Source organism: Saccharothrix violaceirubra (genome assembly GCF_014203755.1).
GTDB lineage: Bacteria > Actinomycetota > Actinomycetes > Mycobacteriales > Pseudonocardiaceae > Actinosynnema > Actinosynnema violaceirubrum.
Genome location: NZ_JACHJS010000001.1, coordinates 3,621,840 through 3,645,150, shown reverse-complemented (window position 1 = coordinate 3,645,150; position 23,311 = coordinate 3,621,840). Strand labels below are relative to the sequence as shown.

12 protein-coding genes and 1 pseudogene are annotated in these 23,311 nt (G+C 74.9%); 9 read left to right on the top strand and 4 right to left on the bottom strand.

All coding sequences use genetic code 11. The annotated features are described in order from the left end of the window. Positions 1–206: 206 nt before the first annotated feature. On the bottom strand, positions 207–1,235 hold the full coding sequence (locus F4559_RS17155; RefSeq protein ID WP_312865697.1) for a Gfo/Idh/MocA family protein: 1,029 nt from the start codon (positions 1,233–1,235) through the stop codon (positions 207–209). A gap of 193 nt (positions 1,236–1,428) precedes the next feature. Between F4559_RS17155 and F4559_RS17150 the strand changes: the two genes are divergently transcribed. The 6 genes from F4559_RS17150 to F4559_RS17125 all read left to right on the top strand — a co-directional run bounded on the left by F4559_RS17150 (position 1,429) and on the right by F4559_RS17125 (position 7,754). Then, on the top strand, positions 1,429–2,526 hold the full coding sequence (locus tag F4559_RS17150; protein ID WP_312865696.1) for a DegT/DnrJ/EryC1/StrS family aminotransferase: 1,098 nt from the start codon (positions 1,429–1,431) through the stop codon (positions 2,524–2,526). After that, the gene (locus tag F4559_RS17145; RefSeq protein WP_184669927.1) at positions 2,523–3,617 is read left to right on the top strand and encodes a DegT/DnrJ/EryC1/StrS family aminotransferase; all 1,095 of its coding nucleotides are present in this window, start codon (positions 2,523–2,525) and stop codon (positions 3,615–3,617) included. Before F4559_RS17150 ends, F4559_RS17145 begins: the two co-directional genes overlap by 4 nt. Before the next feature lie 337 nt (positions 3,618–3,954). Further along, complete coding sequence (locus tag F4559_RS17140; protein ID WP_312865695.1) at positions 3,955–5,331, top strand: CoA transferase; 1,377 nt, start codon at positions 3,955–3,957, stop codon at positions 5,329–5,331. A gap of 18 nt (positions 5,332–5,349) precedes the next feature. After that, positions 5,350–6,261, top strand: a complete 912-nt coding sequence (locus F4559_RS17135; RefSeq protein ID WP_184669925.1) for a hypothetical protein — start codon at positions 5,350–5,352, stop codon at positions 6,259–6,261. Between the two features lie 97 nt (positions 6,262–6,358). Beyond that, the gene (locus F4559_RS17130; RefSeq protein WP_312865694.1) at positions 6,359–7,168 is read left to right on the top strand and encodes a DUF1684 domain-containing protein; all 810 of its coding nucleotides are present in this window, start codon (positions 6,359–6,361) and stop codon (positions 7,166–7,168) included. Positions 7,169–7,229: 61 nt separating this feature from the next. Further along, positions 7,230–7,754, top strand: a complete 525-nt coding sequence (locus tag F4559_RS17125) for a GNAT family N-acetyltransferase (protein WP_312865693.1) — start codon at positions 7,230–7,232, stop codon at positions 7,752–7,754. On the opposite strand, the gene F4559_RS17120 is transcribed toward F4559_RS17125, so the two are convergent. The 3 genes from F4559_RS17120 to F4559_RS17110 form a co-directional block, all read right to left on the bottom strand. Continuing rightward, positions 7,744–8,970, bottom strand: coding sequence for a DUF1501 domain-containing protein (locus tag F4559_RS17120; protein WP_312865692.1), 1,227 nt, complete (start codon positions 8,968–8,970; stop codon positions 7,744–7,746). The genes F4559_RS17125 and F4559_RS17120 overlap by 11 nt on opposite strands. After that, positions 8,967–10,223 carry a DUF1800 domain-containing protein gene (locus tag F4559_RS17115; protein WP_184669919.1) on the bottom strand — a complete coding sequence of 419 codons (1,257 nt, stop codon included), beginning with the start codon at positions 10,221–10,223 and terminating at the stop codon, positions 8,967–8,969. Before F4559_RS17115 ends, F4559_RS17120 begins: the two co-directional genes overlap by 4 nt. A 73-nt stretch (positions 10,224–10,296) precedes the next feature. Next, a complete protein-coding gene (locus tag F4559_RS17110; RefSeq protein WP_184669917.1) occupies positions 10,297–11,487 on the bottom strand; it encodes a hypothetical protein in 1,191 nt (396 codons plus the stop codon). A gap of 543 nt (positions 11,488–12,030) precedes the next feature. On the opposite strand from F4559_RS17110, the gene F4559_RS17105 reads away from it, so the two are divergent. From F4559_RS17105 to F4559_RS35145, 3 genes and pseudogenes are all read left to right on the top strand, one after another. Next, positions 12,031–14,259 (top strand): helix-turn-helix transcriptional regulator, encoded by a 2,229-nt coding sequence (locus F4559_RS17105; protein WP_184669915.1) that lies wholly within the window; start codon positions 12,031–12,033, stop codon positions 14,257–14,259. Between the two features lie 87 nt (positions 14,260–14,346). After that, positions 14,347–22,524: pseudogene (locus tag F4559_RS17100) on the top strand (beta-ketoacyl synthase N-terminal-like domain-containing protein); the annotation flags it as partial. A 103-nt stretch (positions 22,525–22,627) separates the two neighbouring features. Continuing rightward, entirely contained in the window at positions 22,628–23,302 is a 675-nt protein-coding gene (locus F4559_RS35145) for an acyl carrier protein (RefSeq protein ID WP_312865999.1), read from the top strand. Positions 23,303–23,311: the final 9 nt, after the last annotated feature.

The following is a 23,311-nucleotide window of genomic DNA, read 5'->3' as shown; positions in this document are numbered from 1 at the left end:
TCAGGCACCGCGAAACACGCACTCGGACACCCCGAAACACGCACTCGGGCACGCCAGGGCGGGCGGATGTCCGCTGGTCGCGTCGTCGGCCGAGGTCGACCTGACCGGTCGAACGGCCTCGAGGTCTGCCCGAGTGCGTATTTCGGGGTGCCTGAACGCGTATTTCGGGGTGTCCGAGTGGAGGACTCGCGCGGTGGGTGGACGGATCACCAGGCGTGGAGCGACACCGCCGGTTCGCGGCGCGCGGACGACACCACCGGTTCCGCGCAGATGTTCTTGGCCACGGCCAGCAACTGCACCACGTCCGTGGCGAAGCTGAAGTGCCGCGCGTGCTGGTCGGACGGCGAGTGGAACCGGCTGTAGGTCTGCACCATCCACTCGGCCAACGCGTCGTCGCGCAACACGCTGTGCTCCCGCCGCCCGTTCGCGGTCACGGTGAGCTGCGCGTGGTCGTCGTCGTCGCTCACCGGGAAGTGTCCGACGGCCGTGCCCTTCTCGAACTCCACGGTCACCCGCCGCTCGCGCACCGGCGAGGTCAGGTCCGAGCTGATCTCCGTGCGCACGCCCGAGTTGTGCCGCAACCCGATCCGCGCGCCGCCCATGCGCGGGATGACCACGTCGCCGAACGTCAGGTCGAACCCGGCCGCGTGCGTGACCCGGGCGCTGCCCGCCAGCCGCAACGCCAACCCCAGACCGTGCGGCAGTTCGACGTCGAACGCCGTGGGGTACCCCGGCATCGTGAGCGTCCGCCGGAACCGGGGCTTGTTCTGCACCACGGTGATCGACTTCGCCTCGCCGAGCGTGCCGCCGGTCGCCAACGTGATGAGCCGGGACGTGAGGGTGCTCGACTGCCAGGGCTCGACCACGGCGACGCGCAGCCCGTGCTTGCGGCGCAGCCGGATCAGTCGGGCCAACTCGTCGGTGTCGGCGGCCAGCGGTTTCTCCACGATCAGGTCGCGGAAGCCCAACGCGGCCAGTTCGGCGAACACCTCGGCACGCACGGTCGGCGGGGTGCAGACGTGGGCGACGGTGTCGGCCGGGTCCAGGTGGGTGGCCGCCTCGGCGAGGCTGTTGGTGGTGATCAGACCCGGCCGCCGCAGCGCGTTGTGCCGGGGTTCGCACGCCACGACCGGCTCGGTGGAGAACAGTCGGCGCGCGGCGGCACGCGCCCGCCCGAGTACCGGCAGGTGCAGGCCCGCACCGGCCCTGCCGAGTCCGACGACGAGAGTGCGCACCGCGGAAACCCACTGTCTGTCCGTGCCCGGGAATGGCATCCGAAATTGATCTGTCGGACGCTGTCCCAATCCCGGCCGCACTGTCAACTCGGCGTCCCCGGTTTGACCAGGAAGAGTGAACAACGCGGCGTTGATCCGCTGTTTCGGCAGGCTGCAATACCCTCGCAAAGGTCGGCGGGCAGCGGAGGTGAGCGTGCACAACGTCCCTTTCCACGCGCAATCGGATACATTCTCGCAGCTCTGGCCCATTACCCGGCAGCACGTCGCGGACGTCCTCGAACTCGAACCGGGGCGCAAAGTCGCGGAACTGGAAAAGGCGCTCGTCGCCTACACCGGCCGGCGGCACGCGATCGGCGTGAACAGCGGCACGGACGCCCTCGTGCTCCTGCTGCGCGCCGCCGGTCTGCGACCGGGCGACGGGGTGGTCGTGCCCGCGTTCTCCTTCGTGGCCAGCGCCTCGGCCGTGGTGCTCGCGGGCGGTCGGCCGGTGTTCGCCGACGTCGAGCCCGGCGGCTACGGCCTGTCGCCCACGTCGGTCCGCGCGGTGGTCACCGCCGACACCCGGTTCGTGCTGCCGGTGCACCTGTTCCACCGGCCCGCCGACCTGGGCGGCCTGCTCGACGTGGCCAACCGGCTGCGGCTGATGGTGGTCGAGGACTGCGCCGAGGCGATCGGGATGCGCTGGGCCGGTCGGCACGTCGGCGCGGCCGGCGTGGGCGGCGCGCTGTCGTTCTCGCCGACGACCACGCTGGGCGCGCTCGGCGACGCGGGCGCCGTGCTCACCGACGACCCCGTGGTGGCCGAGACCGCCGCGACCGTCCGGCACCGGGGCCTGGGCGACCAGCCCGGCCTGGACAGCCGGATGGACGACGTGCAGGCCGCGATCCTGCTGGCCAAGCTCGGCCGGCTGGAGTCGGACGTGCGCCGCCGGATCGCGCTGGCCCGGCACTACTCGCGGCGGCTGGCCGACGTGCCCGGCCTGACGCTGCCCGTCTCGCCCCGCCGGGCCGGACTGCGCGGCGTGCCGTGCCAGTACGTCGTGGAGACCGACGACCGCGCCGAACTGGCCGCGCACCTCGCCTCGGCCGGCATCGGCGCCGAACCGCGCCACCCCGTGCCGCTGCACCTGCAACCCTGTTTCGCCGACACCGGCCACCGGCCCGGCGACTTCCCGCACGCCGAACGCGCGGCCCGCCGCACCCTGGCGCTGCCGTTGCACCCGGACCTGACCGCGGCCGACGCGGACCGGGTCTGCGACGCGATCGCGGCGTTCGGCCGGGTGACGTCGTGAAGATCCCGTTCCGGCAGCCCGACCTCGTCGAGGAGGACCGGGAGCTGCTGCTGGCGGTCGTCGAGCGGATCGGCCGCTCCGCCGGGCCGTTCGTGCTCGGCGAGCACACCGCGCGGTTCGAGGCGGCGGTGTGCTCCTCGGCCGGCGTCCGTGCGGCGGTGGCGTGCGCGAGCGGCACGTCCGCGCTCGCGCTGGTGCTGTCCGCCTCGGGTGTCGGACCCGATGACGAGGTGGTCGTGCCCGCGTACGGGAGCGCGCCGCCCGCCGCCGCGTCGTTGCTGCTGGGCGCGGTGCCGGTGTTCGCCGACGTCGACCCGGTGACCGCCGTGCTCGACCCGGACGACGTCGGCCGCTTGCTGACCGCGCGCACGCGGGCCGTGCTGCCGTCGCACCAGTTCGCGGTGCGCACGGACACCAGCGCGTTGCGGCGGGTCGCGGTCGGGCACGGGGTGCCGCTGATCGAGGAGGCGGCGGTCAACCGGCCCGGGACGTTCGGCGGTCCGTGGACCGCGACCGGGGTGCTGTCGTTCGGCCGGGCCAAGGGGTTCGGGCTGCCCGGCGAGGGCGCGATCGTGGTGACCGACGACCTCGACCTCGCACAGGCCGTGCGGGTGCTGCGCGACCACGGCCGCGACGGCGATCCCGAGGTGTCGGTGCGGATCGGGGCGAGCAGCCGGTTCGACGAGGTGCAGGCCGCGTTCCTGCTGCACCGGATGGACACGTGGCCCCGGCGGCTGGACCGGGCGGTGCGGATCGGCGGCTACTACTCGGAGCGGTTCGCGGGGCTGGCCGGCGTGGTGACGCCCTCGCCGGGTTCGGGGCCGGTCTACGCGTTGCACGTCGACCGGCGCGACCCGCTGCGCGATCACCTGGCCGCGCGCGGCATCGGGACGCACGTGCCGCACCCGGTGCCGTTGCCGCGCCAACCCGTGTTCGCCGCGCACGCCCAGGGCGACCGCGATTGGCCGGCCGCCGAACTCGTGTCCCGGACCCGGTTGGCGCTGCCCCTGCACCCCGGCCTGACCGACGCCGAGGTGGAGGTCGTCGCGGACGAGGTGTGCCGCTTCGCCCAGGCGGGAGGCCGGTCGTGAGCGGCCGGCCGGGACTGTCCGATGCAGATGGTCCGGCAGGTGGCCGTGGGGTGTCGGCGGCCGGCCGGTGGGACCGGAGGCCGGTCGTGAGCGTGGGTGGCCGTGGGGTGCGGGTGCCCGCTGTCGGCGCGTCCGGCGCGGGTGGGCCGGAAGGTGGGCGGCGGGCGCGTCCGGGTATGCGGGGTTCACTCGGTGATGGCGGGTGTGCGGAGCCCGGCCGGTTGTCCGTGAGCGGCTGCTGTGGGCGGTCGGTCGGGCAGGTCCGGCGAGGGTGGTCGCGTGGTGCGGGAGGCCGGTCGGTGGGGTCGGTCGGTGTGCGTGCGACGGGAGGGCGGTCGTGACCTCGGGGGTCGGTGCGCCGACCGCGGTCGGGTGGTCCGGGCCGTTGGGGGTGACACTCACCGGCGAGGCGGACGTGCAGGCCGCGTGCGGGTTGATGCACGTGCACGGTCGTCGGTTCGGGCGGCCTACGGCCCTGGAGTTCGACTACGCGTCGGCGTTGGGCGCCGAACTCGCGGGGTTGGGGTTCGCCGCCGCGGAACTCGGGCGGGCGCGGTGGATTCCGGTGCGGGCGTTGACCACCTCGGTCGCACAGGCCGCGCTGCTGGCCGTGTCGCCCTACCTGGCGGCGGCCACGGCGGACGAGCCGGTCGGTCCGTTCGAACCGGGCGGTCCGCCGTTCGTGTCGGTCGAGGGCATCGCGTTCGACCTCGACACCGACGACGAGGGCGCGTGGTCGCGGTTCTGGACCGTCCTCGGTGCCGAGCACCGGCACGTCGCCCAGGGCTGGCTGACGTTCCCGCACCGGTACGAGACCGCGTGCTGCCCGCTGCCTCCGGAGCTGTTCGCGCTCACCGCGCGCACGCCCATCGTCGCCGTGGAGGACATCGCCGAGGAGACCGGGCCGACCGTCGCCCGGCTCGCCCGGCGGGCGGTGGAGGACCTGCCGCCGTACGTGGTGAGCGCCCTGCCCACCGCCGATCTCACACCCGACCCCCGACGCGAGGCACGGCCGGACGCGGCGCCGCTGTCGGGGATCGTCGTGGTCGAGTCGGTGCGGCGCACCAGGGGACCGGTCGCCGGGTTGCTGCTGGGCTTCCTGGGCGCGACGGTCGTGCGGGTCGAGCCGCCGGGCGGCGACCCGGACCGGGCGGTGCGCCCGCTCGTGGACGAGACCTCGGCCCGGTACCACGCGTTCAACCGGGACAAGCGGGTCGTCGAACTCGACCCCGGCACGCCGGCCGGCCTGCTGGAGCTGGCCGAACTGCTCGCCGGCGCGGACGTGTTCGTGCACGACTGGACGTCCGACGAGGCCGTGGCGCGGTCGCTCGACCCGCAGGCCCTCGACCAGGCCCGGCCGGGCCTGGTGACCGCCTACCTGTCCGGGTCGGCCGGCGAGTTCCCCGTGCAGGCGCGGACCGGCGTGCCGCACACGCTGATGACCGTCGTGGACGTGTTCGGCGGCGTGGTCGCGGCCCGCGCGGTCGTCGAGGCGTTGACGTGGCGCCGCCGCACCGGCCAGGGCCAGTACGCCGAGGCGTCCCGGTCCGCCGCCGCATCGCGGTTGAACGCCCGGACGCGGTTGCGCAGCGCGTCGCCGCGCACGGTGCCCGTGTGCACGGACCTGGCCGCGCTCGGCGCCGACCCGGCGTTCGCGGCCGTGCTGCGCCGCGACGGCTGCCTGGTGCCGGTCTCGCCGTGGACGGTGTCCTGAACCGCCTACCATGCGGTGGTGATCGACTTCGAGGCATTGCGCGCGGACGGGTCCTGGCGGCTGACCTGGGTGGACGGCCGGCTCGACGAGGCGGTGTTCCGGGCGGTGCCGGAGACCGCCGATGGCCGTCGGGCGCTGGTGGAGGCACTGGGCGCCGACGCGTCCGACCCGGAGCGGTGGGAGGCCGCGCTGGTCGAGGCGCTGCTCGTGGACCCGGTTTCGGTCGGGCTGCGGCGACTGGAACTGCACCTGACCGACTTCCACCACTCGGCGCGTCGGGCGGCCTCGGCGGTGGCCACGTACCGGCGTGAACAGCTGTCGGAGCTGTACTTCGGCCACGACTTCGAATTCCTGTACGAGAACGCCCAGACCTCCACCGGCGGCTGGATCGACCCGGAGAAGCACTTGGCCGACGGCTTCGTCGGCGAGGCGGGCGCCGGGTTCTGGGCGGCGCTGCCGGCGTTGCGCGAGCTGACCGTCGAGGGTGCCGCGTTGTTCGACGACATCGACGGCGCCGTGCTGGGGAACCTGACCGACCTGCGGCTGCGCGGGGCGGTGCTGGCCGGCGGCGAGGTGCTGCCGGGCCGTGCGCCGAGCGTGGTGACGTTGGTGCTGGACCTGGAGTCGGACGTGCACGGCGTCGCGTGCCCGGTCGAGTTGCTCGACGAACTCGACCCGGCCCGCTTCCCCGGGCTACGCCACCTGGACCTGGGCCGCGTCGAGTTCGACGCGGGCGACGTCGAGATCCTGGCGGCGTTGGCCGGTTCCGCGATCGTGCCGCGGCTCGAAAGCCTGACCATCCGGCAGTTGGTCGTGGCCGATCACGATGTCGAGGCGGTCGGGCGGTCGGTCGACGCGTTCGCCCACCTGCGGCTGTCGGCGGCGGGGGCGGGGGCGGTCGAGCCGGACGGGGTGCTCCCGGCGACCTGATCCCACTCCCGTCGATCCCACTCGGTGGGACGTGGAATTTCGCGTCCGCGCACGGGTTGGTCAGGACGTTCGGTCTTCATGTCGAAGGAGGCGTTCGGTGACCGGTGTGCTGGACGAGGTCGACCAGGACGGGTTCGTTGCCGCGTGGCAGGAGTGGAAGCGGGTACGCGAGCGGTCGCTCGCCGAACCGTACGGCTGGCTGGCGCTGGTGTCGCTGGACTGGTTGGAGAACGAGCCCCGGTCCTACCCGGGGCTGCCGGGGCAGTGGTGGCAGGACGCGGACGCGGCCTACTTCGACCCGAAGGGTGGCCAGGCCGAGCACGACGGGCGGCCGGTCACCGAGCGGCTGCGGTTCGAGCTGGTCAACAGCGGCGCGGGCACGCGCGTCGTGGTCGACGGCATCGAGGTGGAGGTCGCCCGGCGGGGCGGCTACCTGATCCGGGTGCACGACCCGAAGGCGCCCGTGCTGCGGGACTTCAAGGGCGTCCCGGCCTACGAGCCGTCGCCGGAGTGGGTGTTCAAGGGCACGTACGAGGCGTTCGACGAGCCGCGGCCGACGACTGTCGGCGCGGTGGTCGAGGGCCTGAGCCACGTGTACACCGCGCCGGGCGTCGTGCGGTTCACCCACGAGGGCCGTGAGCACACGCTCACCGCCTTCAACGGGTCCAACGGCGGGTTCAGCATCCTGTTCACCGACGGGACCAGCGGCGTGACGACCTACGCGGCCAACCGCGCGCTGGCCGTGGCCGACCCGGCGCCGGACGGCACGGTCGTGCTGGACTTCACGCGGGCGACGAACCTGCCGTGCGCGTTCACCGACTACGCGACCTGCCCGCTGCCGCCCGAGGGCAACCGCCTGCCGTTCGCGGTGGAGGCGGGCGAGAAGACGCCGTACGAGCGGGGCTGACAGCATGGTCCACGTGACGCGGAGGGGAGCCGTGTCACGTGGACCTGCCCGAGGGGGGAACGTGACCTGGCTGAGCACGGAACGGCTGACCCTGCACCGGTGGACCGGGGCGGACCGGAACGACCTGGCGGCCCTCGCCGCGTTGCCGGAGGTCGTGCGGCACGTCGGCGACGGGACGCCGTGGAGCGCGGAGCTGGTGTCCGGGAAGCACGACGCCGCGTTGGCGCACTGGGCGGAACACGGCTTCGGCCGGCTCGCCGTGCGCGACCGCGCCGGTGCGTTCGTCGGCTTGGTGTCGGCCAACCGCCGCACCGCCGAGGAGTCCCATGTGGACGGTCCTGCCGTGGAGATCGGCTACTGGGTGGCGCCTTCGGCGTGGGGACGCGGCTACGCCACCGAGATGACCTCGGCGGTGGTCGCCGAGCTGTTCGCGCGGGACCGGGCGGACCGGCTGATGGCACGCCACTTCGCGGCCAACACGGTGTCCGGGCGCCTGCTGGACAAGCTGGGCTTCACCCGGCACCACGTGGTGGACGGCCTCGTCTGGTCCGTGCTGGACCGCCCGGCCCGGGCGGCTACGCCCTGAGCAGCCCGTCGACCCGGCCCCGGTGGTCGGTGAGCACCCGGCCCGGGTCGGTGCCCAGGACGTCGGACAGCACCGTGGCGTAGACGTCGCGGAAGTCGGTGGTCTGCTTCAGGTCGCCGTCGTCGAGGTCGGTCAGGCTCGGCTGGGCGCCGAAGAAGCCGTGGTTCACCTTGTCTCCCAACAGGAACACGGGACCCGCGGTGCCGTGGTCGGTGCCGTCGCTCGCGTTGGCGCGGACCCGGCGGCCGAACTCCGAGTAGACCAGCACGACCACCTGGCGTCCCCGGTCCGAGCGCTTGAGGCGCTCGACGAACCCGGTGAGCGCGGCGTCCAGCCCGGTGAGCAGCCTGGACTGGGTGTCGCGTTCGTCGGCGTGGGTGTCGAAGCCGCCCAGCGACGCCGAGTAGACCCGGGTCGGCACAGCCGCCTCGATCAACGTGGCCACGAGGTCGAGCTGTGCGGCGAGGTTCCCGGCGCCGCCCGCCGAGGCGCCTTTCGCGTCCTCGTCGTCCTCGGTCGACGGGTCGTGCGCGGCCTTGCCGAGCAGGTCGACGGCCCGGTGCAGGTCGACGATCGAGCCCGCGACCCGTGCGCGTCGGGGGTCTTCGCCGGGCACGGCCGTGCCCAGGGCCGCGTACGCCTGGCCGAGCGCACCCTTCGGCAGGTCCAGACCGCCGACGGGGAACGAGGCGGCGGCCGTCGTCGCGCCCGCCAGCATGGGCGGCAGCACGGGCTCGACCGACAGCGCGCGCAGCGGATCGGCCTGCGTGTCCAACCAGCGGCCCAGCCAGCCGGTGGGCACGGCCGTCGCCGGCGACGCGGTCTGCCAGATCGCCATCGACCGGAAGTGGCTGTGGTCGGGTTTCGGGTAGCCGACGCCGCGTACGATCGCCAGGCCCCGGTCGTCCCACAGGCGCTTCAGGCCCGTCATGCCGGGGTTGAGGCCCAGGCCCTCGCCCAGGTCGAGCACGTCCTCGGGCCGGTAGGCGAGGTCGGGCCGGGCGTCCTGGTAGGCGCGGTCGACCGCGGGCACGACGGTGTTGAGGCCGTCGTTGCCGCCGTAGAGGGTGACGACGACGAGCACGCCCGCGCCGGGGTCGAGCGGGTCGTCGTGGGCGGCCGTCATCAGGCGGTCCCAGTCGACCCGGGTCGCGCCCAGGGCCAGCGCGGCACCGGCTGTGACGCCGGACAGCGTGAGGAAACGTCGGCGGTTCACGCGCTCACCACGTATTCCGGTGCGCACGCGGCGAGCGCGGCCACCTCGTCGGGATCGGAGACCCGGCCCAGGGCGGCCCGGGTGCGGTCGGACCACTCGGCGACGCCGAGCAGTCGGCCCACCCCGTCGACGTCGCGGGGCAGGTCGGCGTGTGCGGCGACGAGCCGCGCCACGCGCAGGCGGGTGACGCCCGCGGCGGTGGTCAGCCAGGCCGCGTCGGCGGGCCAGCCGCCGACGCTGGGCGGGCGGAACGGGAGTTGGCCGAGGCCCCGCAGCCCGTTGCCCAGGGCGGTGACGGCGCGTTCCGGGAGCTTCGACGGTCGCACGTCCAGCGCCCGCATCAGCCCGACCAGCCACTCGACGGGCTGCTTGACCAGGGTCGTGGCCCGGTCGCGGAAGACCGGCTCCGCGGCGATGGCCCGCAGCACGGACCGGACGTCGGTGGACAGCGCCGCCACCAGGCGCCGACGGGCGTCGTCGGGTGGCGGCGTGGTGGAGACGAGGCGGAACCACAGGCGGTCGACCACGAACGCGGCCGACTCCGGCCGTGCCAGCACGAGGTCCACAAAGGACTCTGCGGTGAAGTCGTCCTTGGCGCCGAAGATCTCCTTGACGCCGTCGTCGTGCCGTTTGGCCACGAACCTGGCCGTGCCCGCGTCGCGGTCGACGGTCCAGCCGGTCAACGCCCGCGCGGCCTCCCGCACGTCGGTCTCGGTGTAGTGGCCGATGCCGAGGGCGAACAGCTCCAGGAACTCGCGCGCGAGGTTCTCGTTGGGCACGCCGGACCGGTTGTCGTCGCCGTCGAGCCAGCGGATCATCGCCGGGTCGACGACCATCGCCCGGGCCAGCGGTGCGAACGGCCCCAGGGCCTGCCGGCGCAACGTCGCGTTCTGCGCGAGCATCAGGCGCGGGTCGCGGACCTTCTGCTCGCTGGTCGCGAAGTGCCCGTGCCAGAACCACGTGAGGCGTTCGGTCGTGGCCACGTCCGCCGCGACCATCCGGTCCAGCCACCACAGCACGAGCTGCCGCTCGTCGGCGGCCCGCCGCTTGTTCGCCTCCTTGCGGGCCTGCTTGTCGTCCCCGGCCTTGACCGGGGCGCCCGGCTTCGGCGGCTCGGGTCCGTCCGCGCCACCGTCGCCGAGCAGCCGGTCGAGCGTGGCCGTGACGCCCACCTCGAGGTCGCCCGCCCTCGGTCCGAAACCGAAGCGGTCGTGCAGGCGTGCCACGAGGCCGCGTTCGTCGAGTTCCGCCATGCCCGACAGCATCGGTGCCGACCGGCGCCCGGTGCCGGCGCTTCGCGGTCTCCTTCAGGAGACGTTCAGTCGGTCAGAGCCTGCCCCCGGGCAGGCGGCCGGCGGTGAACGCGTCGACCTGGTCGGCGGTGAACGGGCAGTCGAGCAGGTCGGCGCGCTCGGCGGTGCAGCGGAACATGTCGACGATGTAGTGCAGGCGGTCGGCCAGGTCGGACCAGTCGCGGGCGGCGGTGTCGAGCGGGCTGTCGGGCGTCGGGTCGAGCCGGGCCAGCAGTTCGAGCAGCGCGGGGTCGGTCAGCGTGGCCAGCGACGGCGGGAACGGGAGTGTGAGGTCCTTGCCCAACTCCAGGTACGTGCCGTCGGGCAGGGTCAACGTCATCAGGTGCGCGGTGACCGCGCGGCGGGCCAGGGCGCGGACGTTCTCGGCCAGGCGCTTCCCGGGAGCGCGCACGTGGTCGCGCCGGCGCAGGACCGTGACGAGGGCCAGGCGCAGGAACCGGAGCGCCGGATTGTGCGGCAGCACGAGGTCGAGCAGGCGGCGTTCCAGCTCGGCGGGGTCGACGAAGGGGGCCTCCATCGCCGCGGTGATCTCCGGTTGCAGCCGGGTCTGCTCGTGCACCCCGACCTCGATGTTGGCCAGGAACAGCAGTTCGGCGCGGTGCTCCGGGTCGAACCTGGCGCGCAGGTAGTGGCCGAACGCCCGGCACAGGTGGTCCTGGCCGTCGGGCGGCTCGCCGGGGCGCAGGCCGGCGACGAACGCGGCCAGCCGGTCCTCGTCGAGCGCGGTGTCGTCGGCGAACTCGGCCAGGAACCGGGCGAACTCGTGGGCGATCTCGGCGAACACCTTCAGGTTGCCCGCCGCGCCCGCCGCGCTCGCCGCGTCGAGCCGGGCGACCGCCAGGACGACGTCCCGCACGAGTTTTTCGGTGTCTTCGAGCCTGTGTCCCGGCACGGCCCGGCGCAGTCCCTCGCGGACGGCCGCGACGAGGGCGGCGGTCTCGGGCGAGGCGGCCATCAGCCGCTCGACCGCGCGGGTCAGGTCCTCCTGCCGGATGGTCTGCCCGATCTGCTTGGACGCCCACACCGCGTACGTGCACCAGTTCGAGGACCCGCCGGTCCACGCCGCCACGGACCGGGACAACTCGTGGTAGCAGTAGGTGATCCGCAGGTTCCGCACGACCGGATCGGGCCACGCGGCGATCAGCCCGACCTGTCCGACGGTCGGGGCCACGTCGCCACCGGACCCGTGCACGAGCTGGTCCATCGGCCTCCCCTTCGCCCTGTACCCCGGACATCGTGGCGGGACGGCCCGATGTGACAGCGTCGACTTCCGACACCGGGCGGGCTCGCGGAAGCCGTCCAGGTGCTGGGACGTTACGCAGAGGTGATGGCCAGGCGTGGGTCGGTGTGCAGGCGCGGCGAACGGACGTACTTCCGCTGGACGTAATGGCCTAATACGAACGGCTTCCGTTGCTCATCGCGTTCGGTCGGGCGCGGTGCGTGCCGTCCGCCGTGACCGGCGTCCGGGGCGTCCCGGCGTAGTCGATCACCGCGTTGACGGCGTCGCGCGCGGGTTCGTATCCTCCCGTCCCAGCAGGACGCGCCGGTGGGAGGGCGAATTCCGCGCAGGTCACACGCTTGGTGTGGTCCGTGCGGGCAGGAGCTTTCCGGTGTCGGCGCGGCTGTCGGACCCCCTACTACGTCAACCGTCCTTTTCGGACGGTTGTTCGGCGTGTCCCGGTCATCGTCGACCGCGCGCGGTTCGGGTGCCGATCGGACACCGCCGGCGACGTGGAGATGGACGGACATGCACCTGGTTGGACGCTCTGGTGAACTCGCGACGCTGACCGCCGCGCTGCGGCGGTGCGCCGCCGGTGAGGGCGTCGTGGTCACGGTGACCGGACCGGCGGCCGTCGGCCGCACCGAACTGATCCAGACCTTCCTCAAGCGGGTCGACGCGCTCGTGCTCGCCGCGACCGGCGCCGAGGACGAGCGGGACTTCCCGCTGGCGGTCGTCGGGCAGCTCTTCCACGGTGCGCCGCTGGACGTCGTGACGGCCAAGGCCGTGTGCCGGTTGCTCGACGAGGGCGCGCACGCGGTCGCCGACGGGGCGCGGGTGCCCGCCACCGTGCTGAAGGGGCTGGCCGACGCCGTGCTCGACCTCGCCGCCGATCGGGCCGTCGTGGTGGCCGTCGACGAGGTGCACCACGCCGACCCGCAGTCCCGGGACTGGCTGCGCTTCCTGGCACGCCGCCTGCGGACGGCCCGGGTGCTGGTGCTCACCGGCGCGCGCGACACCGGACGTCCCGAGGACACCCGGTTCGAGACGGAGCTGGCCCGGCTGCCCTACCACCGGTGGATCGCGTTGGCGCCGTTGACCAGGGCCGCGCTGTCCGAGCTGTTCCGTGACGCGCGGGTGGCGGACAACGCCTACCAGGTCAGCGGCGGCAACCCGGTGCTCGTGCGGGCGTTGGTCGAGGACAGCGCGGGGGAGTGCGACCTGGTCGTGGGCGAATCCTTCTCCCGTGCGGTGCGGTGGTGCCTCTACCGGTTCCCGCCCGAGGCGTTGGCGGCGGCGTCGGCGTTGGCCGAGGGACGGCCGGCACCGGCGGGCGCGGTCGCGGCGCTGGCCGCGTCGGGCCTGGTGGTGGACGGGGTGCTGCGGCACCCGGCGATCGTGGCCGAGGTGCTGCTCGTCGCCCGTCCGTCCGGTGTGGACGGTCAGCGGCGGGTGACGCGGATGTTCTGGCGCGGCGAGGTCGCCGCGGCCGGTCGGGTGCTCGACCGGCAGGCCGCGGCGCCGCGCACGGTCGACTGGTTGGCGTTCTGGTTCCCGGCGCTGCGCGACCGCTGGGCGGCGGACCGCACGCCCGCCGCCGAGGCCGCGCCGGACGGCCTGCGCGTGCTCGCCGAGCTGGTCCGGCGGCAGACGCCGGCCGACACCGCCGACCAGGCCGAGCGGGTGCTGCGGGACTGCGCGATCAATTCCTCCACTTTGGATTCGCTGACCGGTGCGCTCGCCGCGCTCCTGTACGCCGACCGGGCGGACCGGGCCGCGCGGTGGTCGGCGCCGCTGCTGGAGCAGACCACGGCACACTGCCTGCCCGTGTGGCAGGCCCTGTTCGCCGCGATCCGCGCCGAGACCGCGTTGCGCCTGGGCGACGCGGCCGAGGCCGAGCGGTGCGGCCGGTCGGCGGTCACGCACTTCTCGATCGACCAGTGGGGGGTGGCGGTCGGGTTGCCGCTGGCGACGCTCGTCCGGGCGAAACTCGCCCTGGACAAGCCCGAGGACGCCGCGTGCTACCTCGCGGTCGCGGTGCCCGACGCGCTCTTCGACTCCATCGCCGCCCTGCCCTACCTGGACGCGCGCGGGCACCAACGGCTCGCCGTGGGGCGGCCGGAGGAGGCGCTCGCGGACTTCCGGCGGTGCGGCGAACTGGCCGTGCGGTGGGGGGTCGACCTGGCGGGCCTGGTGCCGTGGCGGCTCGGCGTGGCCGAGGCGTACATCCGGCTGGGCCGCCAGTCCGCGGCCCGTGCCGTGGTCGACGAGCAGTTGCTGCGCCTGCACCCGGGACCGTCCCGGACGCGTGGGCTGTGCCTGCGGCTGCGCGCGGCGGCGTCCGACCACCGCGACCGGCCCCGGCTGCTGGAGGAGGCCGTGGAGGTGCTCGGGCGGTCCGGCGACCGGTCGGCGCTCGCGTCGGCGCGGGCGGAGCTGAGCGACGCCTACCGTTCGGTCGCCGAGTCCGGGCTCGCGGTCGAGGCGGACCGCGTGGCGCGGTCGGCGGTGCGTGCGCCGGATTCGTCCTTTGTGGATGGTGTCGAGGAGTTGAGCACCGCCGAGGCGCGCGTCGCGGAACTGGCCGCGCGCGGGTTGAGCAACCGGCAGATCGCGGCCAAGCTGTACGTCACGGTGAGCACCGTGGAGCAGCACCTCACCCGCATCTACCGCAAGCTCGGCGTCGGCCGGCGCAGTGAGCTGGCGTCCCGACTGGACCGGACCCCTGATGATCTAGGGGTTCATAGGGGTGCCTAGGGGTGCTCCGGGCGCTTCGCGCGCGGGAGGTTGGAATCGGGCCTGAACGCCCGTCCAGCCGCCGGGTGAAGGAGCGTTGAGCACGCGATGACCAGCGACGACCGTACCGAGAACGCCCAGGGCGCCGTCGCGGTGATCGGCCTTTCCTGCCGGTTGCCCGGTGCCGCCGACCCGGCCGGTTTCGCCCGGCTGCTGGCCACGGCGACCACCGCGGTCGGCCCCACCCCGGCCGACCGGTGGGGCACCGCGCCCGACGGCGGACCCCGGCTGGGCGGCGCGCTCGACGACGTGGCCGGGTTCGACGCGGGCTTCTTCGGCGTCGCGCCCGCCGAGGCCGCCGCCACCGACCCCCGCCAGCGGCTCGCGCTGGAACTGGCCTGGGAGGCGCTGGAGGACGCCGGGATCGTCCCCGCGACCCTGGCCGGCACCCGGACCGGCGTGTTCGTCGGCGCCATCGGCGGCGACTACGCCACCCTGGTCGCCCGGCACGGCGGGCTCACGCGGCACAGCCTGCCCGGCCTCAACGACGGCGTGATCGCCAACCGGGTGTCCTATGTGCTGGGACTGCGCGGCCCGAGCCTGACGATCGACGCGGCCCAGTCGTCCGCCCTGGTCGCCGTCCACCTCGCCGTGCAGAGCCTGCGACGGGGCGAGACGGACGTGGCGCTCGTGGGTGGCGTGAACCTCAACCTCGTGCCGGACAGCACGGCCACCGCACAGGAGTTCGGCGGCCTGTCGCCGGACGGCCGGAGCCACACGTTCGACGCCCGCGCCAACGGCTACGTGCGCGGCGAGGGCGGCGGGTTCGTCGTCCTCAAGCCGTTGTCGGCGGCGCTGGCCGCCGGGGACCCGGTGCACGCGGTGATCCTGGGCGGCGCGGTCAACAACGACGGCGCGACCGATGGCCTCACCGTGCCGTCGGCGGACGCCCAGCGCGACGTGATCCGCGCGGCCCTGGCCGACGCCGGGGTGCGGCCCGCGACGGTGCAGTACGTCGAACTGCACGGCACCGGGACGCGGGTCGGCGACCCGATCGAGGCCGCCGCGCTCGGCGCGGCTTTGGGCGAGCGGGACGACACCCTGCTGGTCGGGTCGGCGAAGACCAACGTCGGCCACCTCGAGGGCGCGGCCGGGATCGTCGGGTTGATCAAGACCGTGCTGGCGCTGCGCGCGCGGCGGCTGCCCGCGAGCCTGAACTTCGCCACGCCCAACCCCGCGATCCCGTTCGACGACCTGAAGCTCGCCGTGGTGACGGAGACCGGCCCGTGGCCGCGTCCGGACCGGCGGCTCGTCGCGGGCGTCAGCTCGTGGGGCATGGGCGGGACCAACGCGCACGTCGTGCTCGCCGAGGCACCGGTGGTCGACCGGTCGGTCGACGTGCCGGCGAACCCGCTGTCCGGCGCGATCGCCGTGCCCGTGTCGGGCAAGACCGAGGCCGCTTTGCGGGCGCAGGCCGCGCGGTACGCCGAGGTGCTGGAGAAGGCCGATCCCGCCGACTCCGTCGACCTCGCCCGCCCCGCCGATCTCGCCTACTCGGTCGCCACCACCCGCACGGCGTTCGCCCGCCGTGCCGTCGCGGTGGGCGCGGACGCCGGCGCCCTCGCGGACGCGTTGCGGGACCTGGCCGCCGGGCGACCGTCCCCGGGCGTGGTCACGGGCACCGCGAACGTCGAGGGCGGGACCGTGTTCGTGTTCCCCGGACAGGGTTCGCAGTGGGTCGGCATGGCCGCCGGGCTGCTCGTCGACTCGCCGGTGTTCGCCGCGCACGTGGCCGAGGTCGACGCCGCGTTGCGCCCGCACGTCGACTGGTCGCTGGTGGACCTGCTGCGCGACGGGCTGCCGCTGGACCGGGTGGACGTGATCCAGCCCGCGCTGTTCGGCGTCATGGTGTCGCTGGCGAAGCTGTGGATCGCGAGCGGCGTGCGGCCCGACGCGGTCATCGGGCACTCGCAGGGCGAGATCGCCGCCGCGCACGTCGCGGGCGCGCTGTCGTTGGCCGACGCGGCGGCCGTGGTCGCCCTGCGCGCCAAGGTGATCGCGGGCACGGCCGCTGCCGGTGGCATGGTGTCCGTGCCGCACCCGGTCACGAGGGTCCGGGAGGCGCTCGCGCCGTGGGCCGACCGGCTCGCGGTCGCGGCGGTCAACGGCCCGTCGGCCACGGTCGTGTCGGGCGAGCCCGGCGCGTTGGCCGAACTGGTGGCCGGGTACCGGGCGGACGGCGTCGACGTGCGCACCATCCCGGTGGACTACGCCTCGCACTCGCCGTTGGTCGAGGCGTTGCGCGAGGAGTTGCCGCGGGTGCTCGACGGCATCGCGCCGCGGTCCTCGGACATCGCGTTCTACTCGACGGTGACCGGCGGCCCGCTCGACACCGCCGAGCTGACGGCCGACTACTGGTACCGGAACCTGCGCGGCACGGTGGAGTTCGCGGACGCGGTCTCGGCCGCGATCCGCGACGGGCACGCGTTCTTCGTGGAGACGAGCCCGCACCCGGTGCTCGGCTCGGGGCTGCGGGCGATCGCCGAGACCGTGTCGGACGCCGAGGTGACGGTCGCCGGCACGTTGCGTCGTGACGAGGGTGGCGCGGCGCGGTTCCTGGCGGCGTTGGCGCAGGTGCACGTCAAGGGCGGGCGCGTCGACTGGGCGGCGCTCGGTGGCGGGACGCGGGTGCCGCTGCCGACGTACCCGTTCCAGCGGCGCCCCTACTGGATCGACACCGCCGGGAGCACGGGCACCCGACCAGAAGAGTCCATTGTGGACTTCCGGTGGGGTGGGGGCGACGGTCCGGCCGGGGTCGACGGCGCGGGGTCGTTCGACGACACGGTCCGGGTGGTGGCCGCCGTCGTGCTCGGCCACGCCGACGCGGACGCGGTCGACCCCGCGACGACCTTCCGCGACCTGGGCCTGGACTCGGCCGGCGCGGTGGAGTTCCGGGACCGGCTGGCCGAGGCCACCGGTGCGCGGCTGCCCTCGACGTTGACGTTCGACCACCCGACCCCGGCGGCCGTGGCGCGGTTCCTGGCCGGGACCGGCGACGTGGCCGAAGAGGTCGTCACGCGGGCAGTCGACGACGATCCCGTGGTGCTGGTCTCCACGGCCGGTCGGTGGCCCGGCGGCGCGGACACCCCGGAAGCCCTGTGGGACCTGCTGGTCGACGGCGTGGACGCGATCGGACCGTTCCCGACCAACCGGGGCTGGGACCTCGACGGCCTCTACGACCCGTCGTCGAGCCGGCCGGGCACCTCCTACACCCGGGAGGGCGGTTTCCTGGCCGACGCCGACCTGTTCGACGGCGGGTTCTTCGGGATCGGCCCGCGCGAGGCGGCGGTGCTCGACCCCCAGCAGCGGCTGCTGCTGGAGACCGCGTGGGAGGTCGTCGAACGCGCGGGCATCGAGCCCGGCTCGTTGCGCGGCAGCCGCACCGGCGTGTTCGTCGGCGCGATGACCCAGGACTACGGTCCCCGCCTGCACGAGACGCCCGAGGGCTTCGAGGGCCACAACCTCACCGGCAGCCTGACCAGTGTCGCGTCGGGCCGGCTGTCCTACGTGCTCGGGCTGGAGGGCCCGGCGCTGACCGTGGACACGGCGTGCTCGTCGTCGCTGGTCGCGATCCACCTCGCGGTACGGGCGCTGCGCGCGGGGGAGTGCGACCTGGCGCTGGCGGGCGGCGTGACCGTCATGTCCACGCCGGGCATGTTCACCGAGTTCTCGCGGCAGCGCGGGCTGGCGCCGGACGGCCGGTGCAAGCCGTTCGCCGACGCGGCCGACGGCACCGCGTGGGCGGAGGGCGTCGGCCTGGTGCTGCTGGAACGGTTGTCGGACGCGCGGGCGAACGGGCACCACGTGCTCGCCGTGGTGCGGGGCAGCGCGGTCAACCAGGACGGCGCGTCCAACGGCCTGACCGCGCCGAACGGCCCGTCGCAGGAGCGGGTCATCCGCGCGGCCCTGGCCGACGCCGGGCTCGGACCGTCCGATGTGGACGTCGTGGAGGCGCACGGCACGGGCACCGCGCTCGGCGACCCGATCGAGGCGCAGGCGGTCCTGGCCACCTACGGCCGGCGTGCCGGCCACCCGCTGCTGCTGGGTTCGGCCAAGTCGAACCTCGGGCACACGCAGGCGGCGGCCGGGGTGACCGGTGTGATCAAGCTGGTGCACGCCCTGCGCGAGCGGACCGTGCCCGGGACCCTGCACGTGGACCGGCCCTCGCACCACGTGGACTGGACGGCGGGCGCGGTGACGCTGGTCGACCGGACCACGCCGTGGCCCGAGGTGGACCGGCCCCGGCGGGCGGCGGTGTCGTCGTTCGGCATCAGCGGCACCAACGCCCACCTGATCCTGGAGGAGCCGCCCGCCGAGCCGTCGACGGCACGGACGCCGCAGGCCGGGCCGTTCCCGTGGGTGCTGTCGGCGCGCTCGCCCGAAGCGCTGGACGACCTCGCCGCGCGGTTGCGCGCGCACGCGGCCGGCGACCCGGCCGACGTCGGCTTCACGCTGGCCACCGCGCGGACCCGGTTCGACCACCGCGCGGTCGCGGTGGTCGACGACTCCGGTCTCGGCGACCTGACCGTCACCGGCACCGCCGGTCCCACCGGCAAGGTCGCGTTCCTGTTCACCGGCCAGGGCAGCCAGCGGCCCGGCGCCGGACGCGGCCTGCACGCGCGGTTCCCCGCGTTCGCCGCGGCGTTCGACGAGGTCACGGCCGCGCTCGACGCGCACACCGCCCGGCCCGTCCGCGACCTGCTGTTCGCCGAGCCCGGCACGCCCGAGGCCGACCTGCTCGACCGCACGGAGTTCGCCCAGCCCGCGCTCTTCGCCCTCGAAGTGGCTTTGTTCCGGCTCGCGGTGTCGTTCGGGCTGCGGCCGGACTTCCTGATCGGGCACTCCGTCGGCGAGATCGCCGCCGTGCACGTCGCCGGGGTGCTCACGCTGGAGGACGCGGCCCGGCTGGTCGCCGCGCGCGGCGCGCTCATGCAGAGCGTGTCGACGCCGGGTGCGATGGTCGCGATCCAGGCCGCGGAGGACGAACTCGACCTCGGCCCCGGCCTGGACCTGGCCGCGGTCAACGGGCCGACCTCGGTCGTCGTGTCCGGCGACGTGGCGAAGGTGGACGCGCTGGCCGCGCACTGGCGGGAACGCGGGCGCAAGACCAAGAGGTTGCAGGTCAGCCACGCGTTCCACTCCGCGCACCTGGACCCGGTGCTCGACCGGTTCCGCGCGGTCGCGGCCGGTCTCTCCTATGCCGAGCCGGTCGTGCCGGTGGTGTCGAACGTGCACGGCCGCCTGGCCGGGCCGGGCGAGTTGACCACGCCTGACTACTGGGTCGCGCACGTGCGCGGTGCCGTGCGGTTCCACGCGGGCGTGAGCGCCCTGCACGACGCGGGTGCCCGCACGTTCCTCGAACTCGGCCCCGACCCGGTGCTCACCGCGCTCACGACGGACGCCACGACGGCCGTGTCCGCGTTGCGGTCCGGGAAGCCTGACGCGCACGCGTGGCTCACCGCGCTCGGCACGCTGTACGTCGCCGGCACGCCGGTCGACTGGACGGCCGCCTTCCCCGACGCGCGGCGGGTCGACGTGCCCACGTACCCGTTCCAGCGGCGGCGGTACTGGCTCGACGCCCCGGCCGCCGCCGACGTGACCGCCGTCGGCCTGGCCGAGGCCGGGCACCCGCTGCTCGGCGCGGTCGTCGAGCGCGCGGACGACGACGGGTTCGTGCTGACCGGGCGGCTGTCGACCACGACGCACCCGTGGCTGGCGGACCACGTCGTCGGCGGCCGGGTGCTGGTGCCGGGCACGGCGCTGCTCGAACTGGCGGCGCGGGGCGGCCTGCCGACCGTCGCCGAGCTGACGTTGCACGCGCCGCTGGTCCTGGGTGCCGCGCCGGTTCCGGTGCAGGTCGTGGTGGAGTCCGAAGTGGACGGTCTGCGGGCGGTGTCCGTGCACTCGCGGGGCGAACGGGGCTGGGTCCGGCATGCCGAGGGCGCACTGGCGGCTTCCGTTCCGGCGCAGGGCTTCCGCCTGCCCGACGGTGCCGAGCCGCTCGACGTGGCCGGGCTCTACGCGACGCTCGCCGGACGTGGCTACGACTACGGCCCGGCGTTCCAGGGGCTGACGGCCGCGTGGCGGCACGGCGCCGACGTGTACGCCGACGTGGTGCTGCCCGGTGACGACGCGGCCGGGTACGGCCTGCACCCGGCGTTGCTCGACGCGGCCCTGCACGCCGTGGTCGGCATCGCGATCGAGGACGACCGGACCCTCGTGCCGTTCGCGTGGCGGGGCGTCACGCGGCACGCCGACGGCGTGGCCGCGCTGCGGGTGCGCGTGCGGCGGACCGGGCCCGACTCGGTGGCGTTGGACGCGATCGACCCGGCGGGTGCGCCCGTGCTCTCGGTGGAGTCGTTGGTGCTGCGCCCGGTCGCGGACCGCGTGCCCGCCTACCGGGTGGACTGGGTTCCCGCACCGGAGGTCGACGGCGAGGCCGCATGGGCTCCGTTGGGCGAGCACGGCGACGAGCACGCGTTCGTGGTGGCCGAGATCCACGCCGACGGCGGGCCCGTCGAGCGGACGCACCGGGCCGTGACCGCCGCGCTCGACCTGGTGCGCGACTGGTCGGACGACGCGAAGCTCGTCCTGGTCACGCGGGGTGCCGTGGTCGCGGCGACCGGCGACCGGGTGGCCGACCCGGTGGGCGCGGCCGTGTGGGGCCTGGTCCGGGTGGCCCAGGCGGAACTGCCGGACCGGGTGGTCGTGGTCGACCTGCCGGTGGGCGGCGGCTTCGCCGGGCTCGGCGCGGCGCTGGCGACGGGCGAGGCGCAGCTCGCGGTCCGGGACCGGGTCCTGGTGCCGTCCCTGGCGCGGGTGGCCGACGCGCTCGACGTCCCGCCCGGCGGCCACCGGCTCGACGTCACGACGCCGGGCACGCTCGCGAACCTCGCGCTGCTGCCCGACCCGGACGCGGCGCGTCCGTTGGCACCCGGCGAGGTGCGGGTGGCGTTGCGCGCGGCCGGGTTGAACTTCCGGGACGTGCTGATCGCGCTCGGCGCCTACCCCGGCGGCGCGCGGATCGGCGCCGAGGGCGCGGGCGTGGTGCTGGAGGTCGGCTCCGCCGTCACCAGGGTGCGACCGGGCCAGCGGGTCATGGGCCTGGTGCACGGCACGCTCGGCCCGGTCGTCGTCACCGACCAGCGGCTGCTCACCGCGCTGCCCGACGGGTGGACGTTCGCCGAGGGCGCGTCGGTGCCGGTCGTCTACCTGACCGCCCACCACGGCCTGGTCGGCGTCGCCGACGTGCGGCCGGGCGACCGGGTGCTGGTGCACGCGGCGACGGGCGGCGTCGGCACGGCCGCCGTGCGCCTGGCCCGGCACCTGGGCGCCGAGGTGTTCGGCACCGCGAGCCCGGCCAAGTGGGACGTGCTGCGCGCGGCCGGACTCGACGACGCGCACCTCGCGTCCTCGCGCACGCTGGCCTTCGAGACCGCGTTCGGCGAGGTCGACGTCGTGCTCAACGCGCTGGCCCACGAGTTCACCGACGCGTCGCTGCGGCTGCTGCGGCCCGGCGGGCGGTTCGTCGAACTGGGCAAGACCGACCCGCGCGACCCGGCACTGGTCCTGGCCGAGCACGACGTCCGGTACACCGCGTTCGACCTGTTCGAGGTCGACCGCGACCGGATCGCGGCCATGCTCGACGACCTGGGCGACGTGGTCCGGCCGCTGCCCGTGCAGGCGTGGGACGTCCGGCACGCCCACCACGCCCTGCGGTACCTGAGCCAGGCCCGGCACACCGGCAAGCTCGTGGTCACGCTGCCCGCGCCGCTCGACCCGGACGGCACGGTGCTGGTCACCGGCGGAACGGGCGCGCTCGGCGCGGTGGCGGCCCGCCACCTCGTGCGGCGGCACGGCGTCCGGCACCTGGTGCTCGCCGGCCGACGCGGGCCCGAGGCACCGGGTGCCGCCGACCTGGTCGCGGAACTCGCCGAAGTCGGTGCCACCGTCGAGGTGGTGGCGGTCGACGCGGCGGACCGGGACGCGCTGGCCGGCCTGCTCGCCGGGCTCGACCGGCCGCTGACCGCCGTCGTGCACACGGCCGGGGTGCTCGCGGACGGCGTGCTGTCCACTTTGGACGACGAGCGGGTGGCGTCGGTGCTGCGGCCCAAGGTGGACGCCGCCTGGCACCTGCACGAGCTGACCCGCGACGCCGACCTGGCCGCGTTCGTCCTCTACTCGTCGGCCGCCGGTGTGCTCGGCAACCCCGGTCAGGCCAACTACGCCGCCGCCAACGGCTTCCTGGACGGGCTGGCCGCGCTGCGGTCCGCCGCCGGGCTGCCCCGCGACCTCGGCCGCGTGGGGGCACTGGTCCGAGGCGGGCGGCATGGGTGCCGACGACCGGGGCGCCCTGGCGCGCACCGGACTCGCGCCGATGTCCACCGACGTCGCGCTGGGCCTGCTCGACACCGCGCTCGACAGCCCGGACGCGGTCCTGGTGACCGCCCGGATCGACGCCCGCCAGGCGTCGTCGCCGCTGCTGCGCGGCCTCGCGCCGCGGCGGGCACCGGCCGCCGCCGTGCCGGTCGTGACCGACCTGGCCGGGCTCGCGCCCGCCGAGCGGGAACGGGCGTTGCTGCTGCTCGTGCGGACCACGGGCGCGGCCGTGCTCGGCCACGCCTCGCCCGACGCGGTCCGACCCGACCAGGGCTTCCTCGACGGCGAGTTCGACTCCCTGTCCGCCATGGAACTGCGCAACGAGCTGAGCGCCCGGGTCGGCCGGCGGCTGCCCTCGACCCTGACGTTCGACCACCCGACGCCGCTCGCGGTGGCCGCGTTCCTGGCGGACCTGCTCGCACCCGACAGCACCGGCCCGGATCCGGTCGTGGCCGACCTCGACCGGATCGCCGGCCGCCTCGACGACCCGCTCGACGACGCCGTGCGCGCCGAGGTGGTCGACCGGTTGCGCGGCCTGCTGTCCCGGCTCGACGCCGTGCCCGACCTCGGCGTGGCCGACACCGACGAGCTGTTCGACCTGATCGACGCCGAACTCCTGCCCTGACCCGGGCGC

Excerpts from the sequence above, each read along its gene's own strand:
- F4559_RS17115 (WP_184669919.1), bottom strand. The coding sequence starts at position 10,223 with ATGGCGGAACTCGACGAACGCGGCCTCGTGGCACGCCTGCACGACCGC.
- F4559_RS17110 (WP_184669917.1), bottom strand. The coding sequence starts at position 11,487 with ATGGACCAGCTCGTGCACGGGTCCGGTGGCGACGTGGCCCCGACCGTC.
- F4559_RS17105 (WP_184669915.1), top strand. The coding sequence starts at position 12,031 with ATGCACCTGGTTGGACGCTCTGGTGAACTCGCGACGCTGACCGCCGCG.
- F4559_RS35145 (WP_312865999.1), top strand. The coding sequence starts at position 22,628 with ATGGGTGCCGACGACCGGGGCGCCCTGGCGCGCACCGGACTCGCGCCG.